This is a genomic window from Xanthomonas codiaei (assembly GCF_002939785.1).
GTDB lineage: Bacteria > Pseudomonadota > Gammaproteobacteria > Xanthomonadales > Xanthomonadaceae > Xanthomonas > Xanthomonas codiaei.
This window is the reverse complement of record NZ_MDEC01000002.1, coordinates 1-16,317: the sequence shown is the minus strand read 5'-3', so window position 1 is coordinate 16,317 and position 16,317 is coordinate 1. Positions and strand designations below refer to the sequence as shown.

The 16,317-nt window shown below is 67.4% G+C and carries 16 protein-coding genes and 1 riboswitch; of the genes, 12 read left to right on the top strand and 4 right to left on the bottom strand.

All coding sequences use genetic code 11. From position 1 onward, the window contains the following. Nucleotides 1-115 precede the first annotated feature (115 nt). Nucleotides 116-1,774 (bottom strand): PA domain-containing protein, encoded by a 1,659-nt coding sequence (locus tag XcodCFBP4690_RS01485; RefSeq protein WP_104539306.1) that lies wholly within the window; start codon nt 1,772-1,774, stop codon nt 116-118. Continuing rightward, nucleotides 1,767-2,177 (bottom strand): post-PEP-CTERM-1 domain-containing protein, encoded by a 411-nt coding sequence (locus tag XcodCFBP4690_RS01480; protein WP_146091806.1) that lies wholly within the window; start codon nt 2,175-2,177, stop codon nt 1,767-1,769. Before XcodCFBP4690_RS01480 ends, XcodCFBP4690_RS01485 begins: the two co-directional genes overlap by 8 nt. Before the next feature lie 677 nt (nt 2,178-2,854). Between XcodCFBP4690_RS01480 and arsC the strand changes: the two genes are divergently transcribed. Together arsC and def are read left to right on the top strand one after the other, a co-directional pair. Continuing rightward, on the top strand, nt 2,855-3,277 hold the full coding sequence (arsC, locus tag XcodCFBP4690_RS01475) for an arsenate reductase (glutaredoxin) (RefSeq protein WP_104539305.1): 423 nt from the start codon (nt 2,855-2,857) through the stop codon (nt 3,275-3,277). Nucleotides 3,278-3,491: 214 nt separating this feature from the next. After that, nucleotides 3,492-4,007 (top strand): peptide deformylase, encoded by a 516-nt coding sequence (def, locus tag XcodCFBP4690_RS01470; protein WP_104539304.1) that lies wholly within the window; start codon nt 3,492-3,494, stop codon nt 4,005-4,007. 230 nt (nt 4,008-4,237) lie between these two features. Here the strand turns inward: def and ettA are convergent, their stop codons facing one another. Next, complete coding sequence (gene ettA / locus XcodCFBP4690_RS01465) at nt 4,238-5,899, bottom strand: energy-dependent translational throttle protein EttA (protein WP_104539303.1); 1,662 nt, start codon at nt 5,897-5,899, stop codon at nt 4,238-4,240. A gap of 226 nt (nt 5,900-6,125) precedes the next feature. On the opposite strand from ettA, the gene XcodCFBP4690_RS01460 reads away from it, so the two are divergent. From XcodCFBP4690_RS01460 to ribD, 5 genes are all read left to right on the top strand, one after another. Then, nucleotides 6,126-6,650, top strand: a complete 525-nt coding sequence (locus XcodCFBP4690_RS01460; RefSeq protein ID WP_104539474.1) for an RcnB family protein — start codon at nt 6,126-6,128, stop codon at nt 6,648-6,650. A 183-nt stretch (nt 6,651-6,833) separates the two neighbouring features. Further along, nucleotides 6,834-8,087 carry a serine hydroxymethyltransferase gene (glyA, locus tag XcodCFBP4690_RS01455; RefSeq protein WP_104539302.1) on the top strand — a complete coding sequence of 418 codons (1,254 nt, stop codon included), beginning with the start codon at nt 6,834-6,836 and terminating at the stop codon, nt 8,085-8,087. A 102-nt stretch (nt 8,088-8,189) separates the two neighbouring features. Next, nucleotides 8,190-8,714: a transcriptional regulator NrdR gene (gene nrdR, locus XcodCFBP4690_RS01450; protein ID WP_024743411.1), complete on the top strand. Its 525-nt coding sequence runs from the start codon at nt 8,190-8,192 to the stop codon at nt 8,712-8,714. Beyond that, nucleotides 8,711-9,196, top strand: a complete 486-nt coding sequence (locus XcodCFBP4690_RS01445) for a GNAT family N-acetyltransferase (protein WP_146091812.1) — start codon at nt 8,711-8,713, stop codon at nt 9,194-9,196. The genes nrdR and XcodCFBP4690_RS01445 overlap by 4 nt, the downstream gene beginning before the upstream one ends. Continuing rightward, complete coding sequence (ribD, locus tag XcodCFBP4690_RS01440) at nt 9,193-10,296, top strand: bifunctional diaminohydroxyphosphoribosylaminopyrimidine deaminase/5-amino-6-(5-phosphoribosylamino)uracil reductase RibD (RefSeq protein ID WP_279628088.1); 1,104 nt, start codon at nt 9,193-9,195, stop codon at nt 10,294-10,296. Before XcodCFBP4690_RS01445 ends, ribD begins: the two co-directional genes overlap by 4 nt. A 353-nt stretch (nt 10,297-10,649) precedes the next feature. Here the strand turns inward: ribD and XcodCFBP4690_RS01435 are convergent, their stop codons facing one another. Continuing rightward, nucleotides 10,650-11,273 carry a hypothetical protein gene (locus XcodCFBP4690_RS01435; protein ID WP_104539300.1) on the bottom strand — a complete coding sequence of 208 codons (624 nt, stop codon included), beginning with the start codon at nt 11,271-11,273 and terminating at the stop codon, nt 10,650-10,652. 215 nt (nt 11,274-11,488) lie between these two features. Next, a riboswitch (FMN riboswitch) is annotated at nt 11,489-11,658 on the top strand. Between the two features lie 167 nt (nt 11,659-11,825). Between XcodCFBP4690_RS01435 and XcodCFBP4690_RS01430 the strand changes: the two genes are divergently transcribed. From XcodCFBP4690_RS01430 to thiL, 5 genes are all read left to right on the top strand, one after another. Then, nucleotides 11,826-12,428, top strand: coding sequence for a riboflavin synthase (locus XcodCFBP4690_RS01430; protein ID WP_104539299.1), 603 nt, complete (start codon nt 11,826-11,828; stop codon nt 12,426-12,428). Continuing rightward, nucleotides 12,425-13,564, top strand: a complete 1,140-nt coding sequence (gene ribB / locus XcodCFBP4690_RS01425; protein WP_104539298.1) for a 3,4-dihydroxy-2-butanone-4-phosphate synthase — start codon at nt 12,425-12,427, stop codon at nt 13,562-13,564. Before XcodCFBP4690_RS01430 ends, ribB begins: the two co-directional genes overlap by 4 nt. A 251-nt stretch (nt 13,565-13,815) precedes the next feature. Then, a complete protein-coding gene (gene ribH / locus XcodCFBP4690_RS01420) occupies nt 13,816-14,280 on the top strand; it encodes a 6,7-dimethyl-8-ribityllumazine synthase (RefSeq protein WP_003490334.1) in 465 nt (154 codons plus the stop codon). Next, nucleotides 14,277-14,747 (top strand): transcription antitermination factor NusB, encoded by a 471-nt coding sequence (nusB, locus tag XcodCFBP4690_RS01415; protein WP_104539297.1) that lies wholly within the window; start codon nt 14,277-14,279, stop codon nt 14,745-14,747. Before ribH ends, nusB begins: the two co-directional genes overlap by 4 nt. A 206-nt stretch (nt 14,748-14,953) precedes the next feature. After that, entirely contained in the window at nt 14,954-15,928 is a 975-nt protein-coding gene (thiL, locus tag XcodCFBP4690_RS01410) for a thiamine-phosphate kinase (protein ID WP_104539296.1), read from the top strand. Nucleotides 15,929-16,317 lie beyond the last annotated feature (389 nt).

The window sequence follows — 16,317 nt, the reverse complement described above, 5'->3', positions numbered from 1 at the left end:
TGCCGCGCACGTGCATGGATGCCCAGGCCGGCCTGCGGCGCACCGCCGGACACCGCACAAACGAACGGCGCCTCGCGGCGCCGTTCGCATCCCCATTACGGGTTGCAGGCGCGCCTTACGGGCGCACCTTGGTGGCGCAGATGAAGGTCGCCGCCTGCTGCACGCGGCTGATCGCTCCCTGGCCTTCCAGTTCGCGCAGATGGTCGTTCATGCAGCTCAGGTAACCGAAGCGGTTGCCTGCATTCTGCGTCTTGCACAGGCTGCTCTCGGCGGTGACATTGGCGCCGGCGATCAGGCCGCCGGTCTCCACGGTCGGCACCAGCGTATTGCAGTTGCCCAGCCGAGTCAGGCCGCGGTTCAAGGTCCAGCCGATGTCGGCAAACATCGCCGGGGTCAGGTCGATGTTCAGATGCGCCTGCACTTCCGGCGTATCGAACGGTTCCATCAACGCGTTCGGCTGCAGGTCGGTGTCGAAGTGCGAGAACGTCGAGCCGCCCGCCACCACGCTGGGGGCGTACAAGCGCGTGCGGCCGGCACTGTCGGTGCCCTGCAGCAGGTCCGGGTCCTCGTACAGCCCGGCCACGACCGCAGTGCTGCCCTTCAGGCGTGCGCCATCGGCCTGCGACACCATGATCGCCGGGATGGTGATGTCGGTGATCGGCGGTGCCGCGTTGCCCATGGTCTGCACGCCGGCGGCGTTGTTGGCCACGATCACGCCCACCGCGCCATTGAGCTGGGCGTTCTTGACCTTGATGGCGAAGGCGCAGGTGCCGCGGTCGATCAGCGCCACCTTGCCGGCCACCTCGGCCGCGTTGACGAACGGCGTCTCGCAGCCATCGGTGGCCGATGCGGCGGCGACGCCATCGTTGACCGTCACCACCGCGCGGGCGGGGAAATTGCCGGCGGTGGCCAGCGGGCCGAAGCTGGCAAAGCCCACCTCGAACTTGCCGGCGGCGGTGCTGGGCGCGGTGACCTGCAGCAGGGTACGCGGATCCAGGATCAAGGCCGCCTCGCGGTTGACGCGCGTGCCGGCCCATACCGTGCGGCCCGGCGTGCGCATCGCTTCGGCGCGCAGGGCGTTGGTCATGGCCGGATCGTCGAAGCGCTTGTTCTGCACGTTGTCGTAGGCCTGCGAGGTGTAGACGTCGGTCAGGCCGCTGCCCGAACCGAGCACACCGGTGGTCTTGTTGAGGAAGCCGGCAGCGCCCAGGCCGTGGCCGATCTCGTGCATGACCACATTGAGGAAGTTGATCTGGCCTTCCGGCGTCTTGCCGTCCAGGCCCAGGTACCAGCCGGAGCCGGCCAGGCAGTCGTCCTTGCCCAGGTCGCCGTTGAATTGCGAGAACACGTCGGCCGGATCGGCCGGATCGGGCACCAGGTCCTGCCCGGCGATCGCATCGCCCAATGCAGACGGGTACAGCGTATTGGGCTTGGCGCCGGGGAAGTTGTTGACGATCCAGTTGGGGCCGGCCTGGCCCAGGGTGCCGCCGGTGGCGGTACAGGTCAGTCGCGCGAACGAGGCGTAGACCTTGATCTCGACATTGCTCTGCAGCACCGCGCCCCACAGGTCCATTGCGTACTGGTAGGCGATGCGACGCTGCTCGCCCACCGAGCGCCCGGGGTTGCCGCCCAGCGGGGCAGCGGCGGTCGGGTCGTTCAAGCCGACCACGGTGCCCGCATCGCCATTGATCAGCGTGACATTGGCAGCCGAGGCGTGCAGCGGCGCGAGTGCGGCGCCCACGGCCAGGGACAACAGCAACAAGGGCTTATTCATGCGGCAGCGCTCCGTGCTCGGCGTGGGCGGGTTGGGTGTCGGCGTCGTCGCCGTGTTCGATCACGATCCGCCCATCGGCCTGACGGGTGGCGGTCAGCGAACTCATCTGCGTGGCCGGCAACTTGCGCGCCACGGTGCCGTTGGGCAGGCGACGCTCGGTGGCGCGGGCGGCGGCCTCGGTCTGCGGTATCGCCGTGCGGGTCGCGGCGCTGCGCGCAGCCGCGCCGGCCTGCCGGTCCAGTGCCGCGCTCTCGGCGTCGGTCAGCGGGCGCAGCTTGCCGGTGGCAGGATCGATGCCGACCTTGGAACTGGCGGCGACATCCTGCGCCCCGGCTAGCGCCGGCAGGCAGGCGATACACAGCACGCCGGACAACATCCATCCGGGCTTGCGAAAGCTCATCATCGTTGGGGTTTCCTTGGGTCCAACTGCAGAAAGAACGCCGTGCGAGATCCCGGCGTTCGGGAGAATCCTTCCGGTTTAGTCTGTTCATGACTGAATCATGAATCCGTGACTTGTGTCAATCTTTTGACAGGTCGGGCGTCTCATGCGAAGCAATGGCCTGAAAAAGTCAGCTTCGTGCTTGTGCTCGGCTGCTTGTTTGGATCCAAGACCCCGTCTGGCGCCGGCCTCAGTCAGAAATCCGACGCGGCGCCAAGAGGGGGCCGCCCGCCGTCTTCGGGCAGGTGCCGACATGGGCGGATGCGGTGCGGGCGACGCTGCGTGGGTCGTGCGCCGGCACATGGCGCGCCGGTCCGTCACACTGGCGTTTCGTGCCTGGCCCGCGCTTGCCGCGCAGCCGTGGGCCAGCGCGCGGCAGGGAAGTGATCGATGCCGTCGTGATCGGCGCGGGAGGGGCTTGAGGTGCGGCGTGATGGAGACGGTGGTGGACGACCCGGTCGCCGCTGGTCGCCTGGCGGGGTGCGCCAAGGGCGGCACGGAAAACCTGCCCCCGCAGGACGGAGCCGGTCGGTGCGTGTGCGCACTCGATCCATCCGCTCGTACACTGCGCGCCACGCGTCGCGGCGGGGCGTGAGCAGTCACGCCTGCACGCGTGCTCCGTCGCACCTTCGAGGACCTGCATGCACGCCGTCATCTATCACAATCCCGCCTGCGGCACGTCCCGCAACACCCTGGCGCTGATCCGGCATGTCGGCATCGAACCGCAGATCATCCACTACCTGCAGCACCCGCCAAGCCTGCAGAGGTTGCAGCAGCTGATTGCCCAGGCGGGTCTGTCGGTACGCGAGGCGATCCGGCAGAAGGAAACGCTTTATCTGGAGCTGGGGCTCGACGATCCGGAGCTGGACGATGCCGCCTTGCTGAGCGCGATGCTGGCGCATCCGGTGCTGATCAATCGCCCGTTCGTCCAGACGCCGCTGGGTACCCGGCTATGCCGCCCCGCCGAGCAGGTACTGGCCGTGTTGCCGCCCGCCACCGGCGCCTTCCGCAAGGAAGGCGGCGAGCGTGTGCTGGACGATACCGGGCGGCCGATCGGCGGCTGACCGCTGCGCTGTCTTGCAGCACGGCGCATGCGCGGTGGCAGTGACGGACCCGCCATCCGGACGGTGGACTGGCGCGCTGCCCCGGGGAGCGTGCGTTGCCCGGGCGGCCAGCGGGGGCAACGCCCACCTCGGGGCAGGCCATCGGCCGCTTCGCGCTCACCTCGACGTGCATCGCAGGCTCTAAGATCGCGTCATCGTTTTCGGGAGCATCCGCATGATTCGCCAGATCATCCGCATGGGCGACCAGCGTCTGCTGCGTGTCGCACCTCCGGTCACCAACCTCGGCAGCGCCGAACTGCAGGCACTGGTGGCCGACATGTTCGAGACCATGGACCACGCACACGGCGTCGGCCTGGCGGCACCGCAGATCGCGGTGGACCTGCAATTGATGGTGTTCGGTTTCGAGGCCAGCGAGCGTTATCCCGAGGCGCCACCGGTGCCGCGTACGGCGTTGGCCAATGCGCAGATCGAGCCGTTGTCGGAGGAGATGGAAAACGGCTGGGAAGGCTGCCTGTCGATCCCGGGGCTGCGCGCGGTGATTCCGCGCTACCGTCGCATCCGTTATCGCGGTTTCGCGCCCGACGGCAGCCCGATCGATCGCCAGGCCGAAGGCTTCCACGCCCGCGTCGTGCAGCACGAATACGACCATCTGATCGGTCGTCTGTATCCTTCGCGCATCGAGAACTTCGCTACCTTCGGCTTCGAAGACGTGTTGTCGTACGAGCTGTAGCCACGCGCCCGGCAGACCCGTGATCGTGGACGGATGCAGGCGGTGTCCCGTATCGGCGGGCGCATCGCGCGCTCAATCAGGCGCATCGCGGCACCGGCGCGCCTGCGCTCGTGCAAGCGCGTCCATCCGCGGGCGTGAGGTCACCGGTTGCGCGGGATCCGGTGCACACGCTTTCCCCGCTCCGGAAACAACAAGGGCGCCTTGCGGCGCCCCGGTCGTCCGTGTCGGCCTTACTTCAGCGCCTTGAAGCGCAGGCGCTTGGGGCCGGCATCGTCGCCCATGCGGCGACGCTTGTCTTCTTCGTACTCGCGGTAGTTGCCCTGGAAGAACTCCACGTGCGAGTCGCCTTCGAAGGCCAGGATGTGCGTGGCTATCCGGTCCAGGAACCAGCGGTCATGCGAAATCACGAAGGTGTTGCCGGGGAATTCCAGCAAGGCATCTTCCAGCGCACGCAGGGTTTCGATGTCCAGGTCGTTGGACGGTTCGTCCAGCAGCAGCACGTTGCCGCCCTGCAACAGCGTCTTGGCCATGTGCAGGCGACCGCGCTCACCGCCGGACAGCGAACCGACCATCTTCTGCTGGTCCTGGCCCTTGAAGTTGAAGCGGCCGATGTAGGCGCGCGACTGGATCTCCACGCCATTGATGTTGAGGATGTCCAGGCCGCCTGCGATTTCCTGGAACACGTTGTGGTTGCCTTCCAGCGCGTCGCGGCTCTGGTCCACGTAGGACAGCTGCACGGTCGGGCCGACCACGATCTCGCCGGAATCGGGCTTCTCCTGGCCGGTGATCATCTTGAACAGGGTCGACTTACCGGCACCGTTGGGGCCGATGATGCCGACGATGGCGCCCGGCGGCACGATCATCGACAGGTTGTCGATCAGCAGGCGGTCGCCGAACTTCTTGGAGACGTTCTTGAATTCCATCACCGAGTTGCCCAGGCGCTCGCCCGGCGGGATGAAGATCTCGTTGGTCTCGTTGCGCTTCTGGTAGTCCACCGACTGCAGTTCTTCCAGGCGGGCCAGACGCGCCTTGCCCTTGGTGCGGCCGCCCTTGGCGTTCTGGCGCGACCATTCCAGTTCCTTCTGGATCGCCTTCTGGCGCGACTTCTCCTGGTTGTCTTCCTGTTTGAGGCGCTCGTCCTTCTGGGTCAGCCAGTCGGTGTAGTTGCCCTTCCACGGAATGCCGCGGCCGCGATCCAGTTCCAGGATCCACTCGGCGGCGTTGTCCAGGAAGTAGCGATCGTGGGTCACCGCCACCACGGTGCCGGTGTAGCGCGCCAGGAACTGCTCCAGCCATTCCACCGATTCGGCGTCCAGGTGATTGGTCGGTTCGTCGAGCAGCAGCATGTCCGGTTTCTGCAGCAGCAGCCGGCACAGCGCCACGCGACGCTTCTCGCCGCCGGAGAGCTTGCCGACCACCGCGTCCCACGGCGGCAGGCGCAGCGCATCGGCGGCCACGTCCAGCTGGTTCTCCAGGGTGTGGGCATCGCCGGCGGCCAGGATCGCCTCCAGGCGCTCCTGTTCCTTGGCCAGGGCGTCGAAGTCGGCGCCTTCCTCGGCATAGGCCAGATACACCGCATCCAGCGCGGCCTGCGCCTGCAGCACGTCGCCCACGCCTTCCTCGACCGCCTCGCGTACGGTGTGCTCGGGGTTGAGCTGCGGTTCCTGTGCCAGATAGCCGACCTTGATGCCGGCCTGCGGGCGGGCCTCGCCCTCGAAATCGGTATCCACGCCGGCCATGATCTTCAGCACCGTCGACTTGCCGGCGCCGTTCAGGCCCAGCAGGCCGATCTTGGCGCCCGGGAAGAAGCTCAGCGAGATGTCCTTGATGATCTGCCGCTTGGGCGGGACCACCTTGCTGACGCGGTTCATGGTGTAGATGTATTGCGACATGGGTGCTCCGTGGACGCAGGCAGCCCGCCGGCCGAGGCCGGAGGCAGCGGAAAAGGGATTGCGTCGATTATACCGGCAACTGCCCGGAGCCGCGGTGGGCCGATCTGGAGCTAAACAGCAGCCTACCTATGACCTGAATAGGGAATTTCGTAACCGATTCCAGCAAGAATGCGTTAAGGCGGGCAGCGCCTTAATGAAATTGCGACATCGCAAACAGGAGCTGGTCATGAACCGCAAACGCATCGTTACCGTTGTGCTTTCCTCCATCCTGGCGCTGGGTTCCGTGGCTCCGGCTGCCTTTGCCGGGGACTGGGACCGCGACCACGATCGCCGCGGCCATGACCGCGACCACCGCGGCGACTGGCGCAACGACCGCCGCGACTGGCGCAACGACCGCCGCGACTGGCGCGACGATCGCCGGGCCGACCGGCGCGAATGGCGCGACGACCGCCGCCATTACAGCAACGGCTACCGTGAGGGCTATCGCGACGCGCGCTACCAGGATCACCGCTACGGCAATCGGGTCTATGTCTACGATCGCCCGTCCTACTACCGCGCCGGCCCGCCGCCGCGTCCGTATTGGGCCCGCGGCCAGCGCTATCACGGCCCGGTCTATGTGATCAACGACTACGACCGCTACGACCTGCGCCGCCCGCCGTACGGTTACCGCTGGCAGCGCGACGACCGCGGCAACCTGCTGCTGGTCGCCATCGCCACCGGCATCATTGCCGACCTGGTGCTCAACAACTAAAGCGCTGCGGCCAGCGGCGTCCAGCCGCTGGAGGGCAATGGAGCCGGTCATCACACAAGGGCGCACCCACGGGTGCGCCTTTGCCATGTGTGCGGCGCGAGCGCAGTTGGCCCGATTGGTCACCCGTGCGGCGGAGGCATACAATCGGCGGCCCTACTGGCTGCAGCTGCTCCGGAGCTTTGCATGTTCTCGCGCGACGTCCGACTGGAAACCTACGACCCCGAACTGGCCAAGGCCATCGCCGCTGAAGCTGGCCGCCAGGAGGATCATGTCGAGCTGATCGCCAGCGAAAACTACTGCAGCCCGCTGGTGATGCAGGCGCAGGGCAGCCAGCTGACCAACAAGTACGCCGAAGGCTACCCGGGCAAGCGCTACTACGGCGGCTGCGAGTACGTGGACATCGCCGAGCAGCTGGCGATCGACCGCATCAAGCAGGTGTTCGGCGCCGACTATGCGAACGTGCAGCCGCACAGCGGCTCGCAGGCCAACCAGGCGGTATATCTGGCGCTGCTGCAGCCCGGCGACACCATCCTGGGCATGAGCCTGGCGCACGGCGGCCACCTGACCCACGGCGCCAAGGTCAACGTCTCCGGCAAGCTGTTCAACGCGGTGCAGTACGGCGTCAACGAGCAGGGCCTGATCGACTACGACGAGGTCCAGCGCCTGGCCACCGAGCACCAGCCGAAGATGGTGGTGGCCGGTTTCTCGGCTTATTCGCAGAAAATCGACTGGGCGCGCTTCCGCGCCATCGCCGACAGCGTCGGCGCGGTTCTGTTCGTGGACATGGCCCACATCGCCGGCCTGGTGGCCGCGGGGGTGTATCCCAGCCCGATGGAGCATGCGCATGTGGTCACCTCGACCACCCACAAGACCCTGCGCGGACCGCGCGGCGGCATCATCGTCGCCAAGGGGGCGAGCGAGGAGCTGCAGAAGAAGCTGCAGTCGATCGTGTTCCCCGGCATCCAGGGCGGCCCGCTGATGCACGTGATCGCGGCCAAGGCGGTGGCGTTCAAGGAAGCGCTGGAGCCGGAGTTCAAGACCTACCAGCAGCAGGTAGTGAAGAATGCCCAGGCCATGGCCAACACGCTGATCGCGCGCGGCTACAAGATCGTCTCCGGCGGTACCGAAAATCACCTGATGCTGGTGGACATGGTCGGCCGCGATGTCTCCGGCAAGGACGCCGAAGCGGCGCTGGGCAAGGCCCACATCACCGTCAACAAGAATTCGGTCCCCAACGACCCGCGCTCGCCGTTCGTGACCTCGGGCCTGCGTCTGGGCACCCCGGCGATCACCACGCGCGGTTACAAGGAACAGGACAGCATCGACCTGGCCAACTGGATCGCCGACGTGCTCGACGCCCCGAGCGACGAGGCCGTGCTGGCGAGGGTGCGCGACGCGGTGACCGCGCAGTGCAGGAAGTATCCGGTGTATGGCTGAGGTGCCGGGATTGGTGATTCGGGATTGGGGATGCGCTGACGGCGCGCCTTTGCTTGTGCTGTTGCCAATCCCGAATCCCCACTCCCAAATCCCGGACGCCTGATGCACTGCCCCTTCTGCCAGCACAACGACACCCGCGTGATCGATTCGCGCGTGTCCGAAGACGGAACGACGATTCGTCGGCGCCGTGAGTGCGAGGCGTGCGGCGAGCGCTTCAGCACGTTGGAAACGATCGAACTGAAGTTGCCCACCGTGGTCAAGAGCGACGGCGGGCGCGAGGCCTTCGACGCGCGCAAGCTGCGCACCAGTTTCGACCGCGCGCTGCAGAAGCGGCCGGTGGCCGAGGAGCAGATCGAGGCGGCGGTACGCTCGGTGGTGCACCAGCTGCGCATGTCCGGCGAGCGCGAAGTGGGTTCGCTGCGGGTGGGCGAATACGTGATGGTCGAGCTGCGCAAGCTCGATCATGTCGGCTATGTGCGGTTCGCCTCGGTCTACCGCAGTTTTCAGGACGTGGCCGATTTTCGCGAGGAAATCGAAAAGCTCGAACGCGAGCTTCCGGTCGGCAGCGAGCAGCTGCCGTTGCTGGAAGCGGCGCTGGAACGCGCCGGCAAACCCGGCAAGCGCTGAGCGCGGTGCGCATCGCCTGCGTGGCGGAAACGCCGCAGCATCTGCCGGCCATTGCGCAGGCGCACCTGCAGGCGTTCGGCGCGTTGTTGCCCGACTGGACCCTGGACCAGGCGCTGGACGAATTGCGCAGCCACACGCGCGACGACGTCATTCCCACCACCTGGATCGCGCTCGATCGCGCGCACTGGCTGGGATCGGTCAGCCTGCTGGACACCGATGACGCCCGCCTCGGGGATTGGTCGCCCTGGCTGGCCTCGCTGTACGTGCGGCCGCAGGCGCGCGGGCAGGGCATCGGCCAGGCCCTGGTGGCGCATTGCGTGCAGGCCGCCGCACGCCTGAAGGTGCCGCTGCTGTATCTGTACTGCCAACCGGCGCTGGTGCCGTTCTATCAGCGTCTGGGATGGCAGACGCATACCGAACTTTTATTGGGGCCGATGCAGATCGTGGTGATGCGCATCGCCCCGCAGGAGACAGCACCGTGACCGATCATGCCGCCACCGCCGACGACCACCGCTGGATGGCGCAGGCGCTGCGCCTGGCCGAGCGCGGTGCCTACACCACCCGGCCGAACCCGATGGTGGGCTGCGTGATCGTGCGCGATGGCGTCTGCGTGGGCGAGGGCTTCCATCAGCGCGCTGGTGGTCCGCATGCCGAAGTGTTCGCACTGCGCGCTGCCGGCGAGCAGGCGCGTGGGGCCACGGCCTATGTCACCCTGGAGCCGTGCGCGCATTACGGGCGCACCCCGCCCTGCGCCCTGGCCTTGATCGAGGCTGGCGTGGCACGTGTGGTGGCCGCCATGGCCGACCCGTTTCCGCAGGTCAACGGCGGCGGATTCGCGCTGCTGCGCGAGGCCGGAATCGAGGTGGTCAGCGGCGTGCTGCAGGCGCAGGCGCGCGCGCTCAATCGCGGGTTCCTTTCGCGGGTGGAGCGGAGCAGGCCGTGGATACGGGTCAAGCTGGGCGCCAGCCTGGATGGACGCACTGCGCTGGCCAGTGGCCAATCCAAATGGATCACCGGCGGCGATGCGCGTGCCGATGTGCAGCGCTGGCGCGCGTGCGCCAGCGCCATCCTCACCGGCGCCGGCACGGTGCTGGCCGACGATCCGTCGATGACGGTGCGGCTGGGCGACGACACGCCGTTCGTGCCGCCGCTGCGGGTGGTGCTGGATGCGGGCCTGCGTACGCTTGCATGCGGCAACATCCGCCGGGGCGACGCATCGACCCTGTATCTGCATGGCGAAGAGATGACGCCGCCGCCGCTCGACGCTGCCGAGTTCGTCGGCATGCCATTGCACCATGGCCGTTTCGATCTGCAGGCCGTAGTAGCAGTGCTTGCCGAGCGCGGCATCAACGAGGTGCATACGGAGGCCGGTGCCACCCTGAGTGGCGCTCTCCTGCAGGCCGGGCTGGTCGACGAGCTGCTGGTCTACCTGGCGCCAGTGCTGCTGGGCGATAGCGCAAGGCCGCTGGTGGCGGGCCTGGACATTCAGACGCTGGCGCAACGCCAGCAGCTGCAGTTGCTCGACGTTCGTCAGTTGGGGCAGGACCTGCGCCTGCGCTACGCGCCCGTGACGGCTGGCTGACATCCGGCAAAGCGCCGTTCGAGCCACAGCAGTTGAGTCGCGCAGCAAGGCCGTCACCGCCTGTGCCAGGCGGTTGATGCGAACGGCTGCGAGGTGTGCTATGGCGATTCAAGCATGCCGGTGCGTACTCCCGCGCGCCGGATATCTTCCGGGCTTGGACGCGAGCCGGCCTGCTGCACATCTCATGGGTTGCGATGTGCGATCACACGCTGGCATTGACGCATCGCGAGAACTTCAGTCGCAGGCGTATACCGATCGTCGTTACGCGGTGTGCAGGCCTCACCACGCAGCCTCGATCCAGACAACAAAAAGGCCCCGCATTCGGGGCCTCGGTGATGCGATGACGCCGCCGATCAGAAGCTGGCGCGCACGCCGACCCGGTACTGATTCGCGTTGTCGATGAACTGGACTTCGCCGACCAGGCCCCAGGTGCGGGTGAAGTTGACCTGGCCGCCGAGGGTGCCGACGAATTCGCCTTCGTCCACGTCGCTGCCGTCGATGTAGCCGGCCTTGACCCACGCTTCGGTGCGCGGCGAAGGCTTGCCGCGCAGGCCCAGGTTGCCGAAACCCAGGGTGCTGGTATCGGACGAATCGCCGAGCGAACTATTGCCGCGGCGCAGTTCGGATTCGACCTTGGAGCGCAGTACGCTGATGTCGGCGATGAACTCGACCCGCTCGGTCATTTCCTGGCGGTAGCCGATACCCAGATTCGCCTGCTGCAGAGTGCCTTCGAGCACGAAGCCCGAGCCGAGGTTGAAGTCCTTTTCGGCGCGCTGGTAGCCGGCGAACACATAGACCGGTTCGGCGATCTGCCAGGAGCCGCGGATGTAGCCACCGTCCAGGTCGTCGGAATCGCTGTTCACGCTGATCTCGGTGCGATTCCAGCCGCCTTCGACATAGCTGTAGCTCAAGCCTTCAGCGGACGCAGCGAACGGTGCGGCGGCCAGCAAGGCGGCCAGAATGAGGGTGTTGCGCATGATGTACTTCTCTCCAGTGATATCCGTAAGTCCATCCCGTTGCGGGACGGCGAGCGACGTCTCCCGTCGCGGCGCGAAATTTAACAGAACCTTCACAATGCTGGCTATGGGGGAATTCCCGACATGACGCAGCGTCCTGCCAGCGTGCGTGCTGCGGCCAGCAATGCCCAGGCGAGGCGCTGTTAAACTCTCCGGGCCGGTTCGCCGGCACTCACGAACGTCTTCAGGGCGGGGTGCGATTCCCCACCGGCGGTAGGCATGTGCAAGCGTGCGAGCCCGCGAGCGCTTCGCCGTCGCCCCGCCCCGTGCGGACACGCCGGCGAAGGTCAGCAGATCCGGTCCGATGCCGGAGCCGACGGTATAGTCCGGATGAAAGAAGACGGCCAATGCGCAGCCTTGCGGCTGTGCGTGCGCCTGTTTGCTTTGCCTTGTGGCGTTTTTCGCTCAACTCCTGCGAGAAACGACTATGTCTTTGCATCACCCGCTGCACTTTCCTGCACCTGTTCACCGCCCGACGTCTACGCAGCGCCCGCTGCAGGAGGGAGCGCACTGATGTTTACCGGAATCATCGAAGGCGTCGGCCGCCTGGCCGCGCGCCAGCCGCAGGGCGGCGATGTGCGTTTCACCTTTGCCACCGGCAGCCTGCCGTTCGACGCGGTGCAGTTGGGCGAGAGCATCGCGGTCAATGGCGTGTGCCTGACCGTGATCGCGTTCGACGCAACCAGCTTCCAGGCCGATGCATCCACCGAAACCCTGGCGCTGACCACGCTGGGCGCGCTGCCCGAAGGTGCGCTGATCAATCTCGAACGCGCGATGCGCCCCACCGACCGGCTGGGCGGTCATCTGGTCAGCGGACATGTCGATGGCCTGGGCCAGGTGCAATCGGTCCATGACGATGCCCGCGCACAGCGCTGGCGATTTGCCGCACCGCCCGAGGTGCTGCGCTATGTCGCCAAGAAGGGCTCGATCTGCGTCGATGGCGTCAGCCTGACCGTCAACGCGGTGGACGATGCCGGCTTCGAGGTCGCGCTGATCCCGCATACGGTGGCAAACACGGCGTTTTCCGCAACCGCGGTGGGCGCGGCGGTGAACCTGGAGATCGACCTGGTGGCGCGCTATGTCGAACGCCTGCTCGGCACGCGGGGTGCGGCATGAATTTCGCACCGGTTCCCGAGTTGATCGAAGAACTGCGCGCAGGGCGCATGGTGGTGATCGTCGATGACGAAGACCGCGAAAACGAGGGCGACCTGATCATGGCCGCCGAGCTGGTCAAGCCGTCTGACATCAACTTCATGGTCACCCACGCGCGCGGCCTGGTGTGCCTGTCGCTGACCCGCGAGCGTTGCGCGCAGCTGGGCCTGGCGCCGATGGTGCGCAACAACACCGCGCAGTTCCAAACCAACTTCACCGTCAGCATCGAAGCGGCCGAAGGCGTGACCACCGGCATCTCCGCCTACGATCGCGCGCACACCGTGCGCACGGCAGTGCGTGCGGATGCCAAGCCGCAGGACCTGAGCCAGCCGGGGCACATCTTCCCGCTGATTTCCCAGCCTGGTGGCGTACTGACCCGTGCCGGCCACACCGAGGCGGCCAGCGACCTGCCGATGCTGGCCGGGCTGGAACCGGCCGGGGTGCTGGTGGAAGTGCTCAACCCGGACGGCAGCATGGCGCGTCGCCCGCAGCTGGAAGTGTTCGCGCGCGAGCACGGGCTGAAGATGGGCTCGATCGCCGACCTGATCGCGTACCGGCTGGCCAACGAGCACACCGTCGAGCGGGTGGACGCGCGCGAGATCACCACCGAGTTCGGGCCGTTCCAACTGGTGACCTACCGCGACCGCATCGCCCACGACCTGCACTTCGCCCTGGTGCGCGGCACGGCCGATCCGCACACGCCCACGCTGGTGCGGGTGCAGGTGGAGAACCCGCTGGCCGACCTGCTGCACTGGCAGCGCGAGGATTTCGGCGTGGCCGCCACCGACGCCTTGCGTGCCATCGCCGCCGAAGGGCAGGGCGTGATGGTGGTGCTGTCGGCCCCGCGCGACAGCGAGTCGCTGCTGGCCCGCTTGCGCCAGCAGCCGGAGGCCGCCGCCAACGCCAAGGACGTCAGTCAGTGGCGGCGCAACGGTGCCGGCGCGCAGATCCTGGCCGAACTGGGCCTGGGCAAGCTGCGGGTGCTGGGCACGCCGCGCCGCCAGGTCGGCCTGGCCGGCTTCGGGCTGGAAGTGGTGGAGTACCTGGAATGCCACCCGGGCCAGGGCGTGCGCTCGGTGCCGCCGGACGCGGTGCCGTAGGTCATGCTGCGCCAGCGCCGCGCTGTCGCGTGGCGCTGGCGCAGTCCGGCGACAACGCGCCGTCCGCGGTGCGGTCGCAGGCGGCGCCCGGTTGCCGCCTGCCCGTCGCCTGCCCGCACGGCAGCGTCGCCCAATGCCAAGCGCTCGGCGCCAAGGCAGGGCCTGCTTTGCCGGGCCGCGCCATGCCGATGCCCGCCGGGGCCGGCCCCGGCAGCTGTTAAACTTCCCGCCCCCTCGAGTTGCCGACCCGCATGACCCACTACGAAGGCGATCTTCGCCCCACCACCGCGCGCTTTGCGATCATCGCCAGCCGCTGGAACGCCCGCATCACCGACGTGCTGGTTGCCGGCGCGCGCCAGAGCCTGGCCGGCAACGGCATTGGCGAGGACGCCATCGACGTGATCCGCGTGCCCGGCGCCTGGGAAATCCCGATCGCCGCCAACCGCGTGGCGCAGTCCGGCCAGCATGGCGCGATCATCGCGCTGGGCTGCGTGATTCGCGGCGATACCCGCCATTACGAACACGTGGCCGACCTGTGCGCCGAAGGCCTGATGAGCGTGCAGCTGCAGACCGGCGTGCCGGTGCTCAATGGCGTGCTGGCGGTCGAGCGCGTGGAAGATGCCGAGGCGCGTGCCGGCGGCAGCCACGGCAACAAGGGTGAGGAATGCGCGCTTGCCGCGCTGGAACTGGTGAATCTGATGGAGTTGTTGCCATGAGCAAGTCCGGTGGACACGCCCGCCACGGCCGTCGCGACGGCATCGACCCGGTGCTGCGTTCGCGCGCGCGCCGGCGCGCCTTGCAGGCGGTGTATGCCTGGCAGATTTCCGGCGGATTCGCCAAGCAGGTGATCGCCCAGTTCGCGCATGAGCAGGCGCACGAAGTGGCCGATCTGGCGTACTTCGAAAGCCTGGTCGATGGCGTGATCGCCAACCGTGCCGAGCTGGATACCGCGCTGACGCCGTATCTGGATCGTGGCGTGGAAGAAGTCGATGCGATCGAGCGCGCGGTGCTGCGCCTGGCCGCCTACGAGCTGCTGTACCGGCAGGACGTGCCGTACCGCGTGGTGATCAACGAAGCGATCGAAACCGCCAAGCGCTTCGGCTCCGAACATGGCCACACCTACGTCAATGGCGTGCTGGATCGCGCCGCGGTGGAGTGGCGCAAGATCGAGTCGGGCGCCTGAGGCTCCGCGATTCGGCATTCGTGATTCGGGATTGGCAGCGAGCGCCGGTCCGGCTGATGCAAGGTGCGAGCGCCTTTGCTCGAATGACCTTGAGTTGATCCGCCATGGCTGCGCTGTCGCATCCGTCGACAGGACGACTGGCCAGCTGCTCACACAGCCTGCTGTTACCACTCCCGAATGCCCAATCCCCACTCCCGGTCCTGCAAATGCCCGAATTCGATCTGATCGCCCGTCTGCGCGCCCGCATTGCCGCGCGTGCCGATGTGCCGTTGGGCATTGGCGACGATGCGGCACTGTTGCAGCCGCCGGCCGGTGAGCAGTTGGCGATCACCGCCGACACGCTCAATGCCGGAGTGCATTTCCCGCACGAGACGCAGGCCGCCGATGTCGGCTGGAAGACGTTGGCGGTGAATCTCTCGGATCTGGCCGCGATGGGCGCGCAGCCGCGGTGGTGCACCTTGTCGCTGTCGCTGCCCAGCGACGATCTGGCCTGGGTGGACGGGTTTGCCGATGGCTTCTTTGCGCTGGCCGATGCGCATGACATCGCCTTGGTCGGCGGCGATACCACGCGCGGGCCGTTGTCGTGTGCAGTGACCGCCATCGGCAGCGTGCCGCCAGGCGCGGCACTGCGTCGCGATGCTGCGCGCGTGGGCGATGACGTGTGGATCACCGGGGCGCCGGGCGAAGCTGCCGCGGCATTGTCGCTGTGGCAGGCCGGCCGGCTGGATGTCACGCAGGTGGCGGCCAATCCGTTGCATGAAACCTGGCGCGGCCGTCTGCTGCGCCCGCGGCCACGCGTGCAGGCCGGCTTGCGTCTGCGTGGGCTTGCGCATGCCTGCGTGGATGTTTCCGATGGCCTGCTCGCCGACCTGGGCCATCTGTGCGAGCGTAGCGGTGTGGGTGCGCAGATCCTTTCTGCGGCGCTGCCGCCAATGCCGCGCGGCGCCGATTTCGACGCGCCGACGTGGCTGGGCTGGCAGCTGGGTGGCGGCGATGATTACGAACTGTGCTTCACCGCCGCCGCGCAGCACCGCGATGCGGTGCAGCAGGCGATGGCGTTCGCTGGTGTGGCCGCGACGCGTATCGGCCGCATCGTGGCCACACCGGGTGTGGTGGTGCACGACGCAGATGGCAATCCCTGGCATCCGACGCAGCGCGGGTATCAGCATTTCGTTGGCTGATGCGTGGGTTGGAGCGTGTGTAGCGGGATGCCATGTGGTGGTGGCGGGTTGAGACGGCGCGGCTGAGCTGATCGCTGGGTGCGTTACAGGCGAGGCGGTGGCGCCTTGTGCAAGGTCGGGTTGATGCTGTATCCGGGACTTGCAGATGCCGCCGGCTGCCCTCATCCGCCCTTCGGGCACCTTCTCCCGCCAGCGGGAGAAGGGAGCTTGCCGGTTGGGATCGGGTCGCGCCTGATGTGCCGCGCTGTCCACCTCCGCAAGGCAAACCTCCCGCCTCCCGCCTCCCGCCTCCCGCCTCCCGCCTCCCGAATCCCGAATCCCGAATCCCGAATCCCGAATCCCGAATCCCGAATCCCGAATCCCGAATCCCGAATCCCGAATCCCGAATC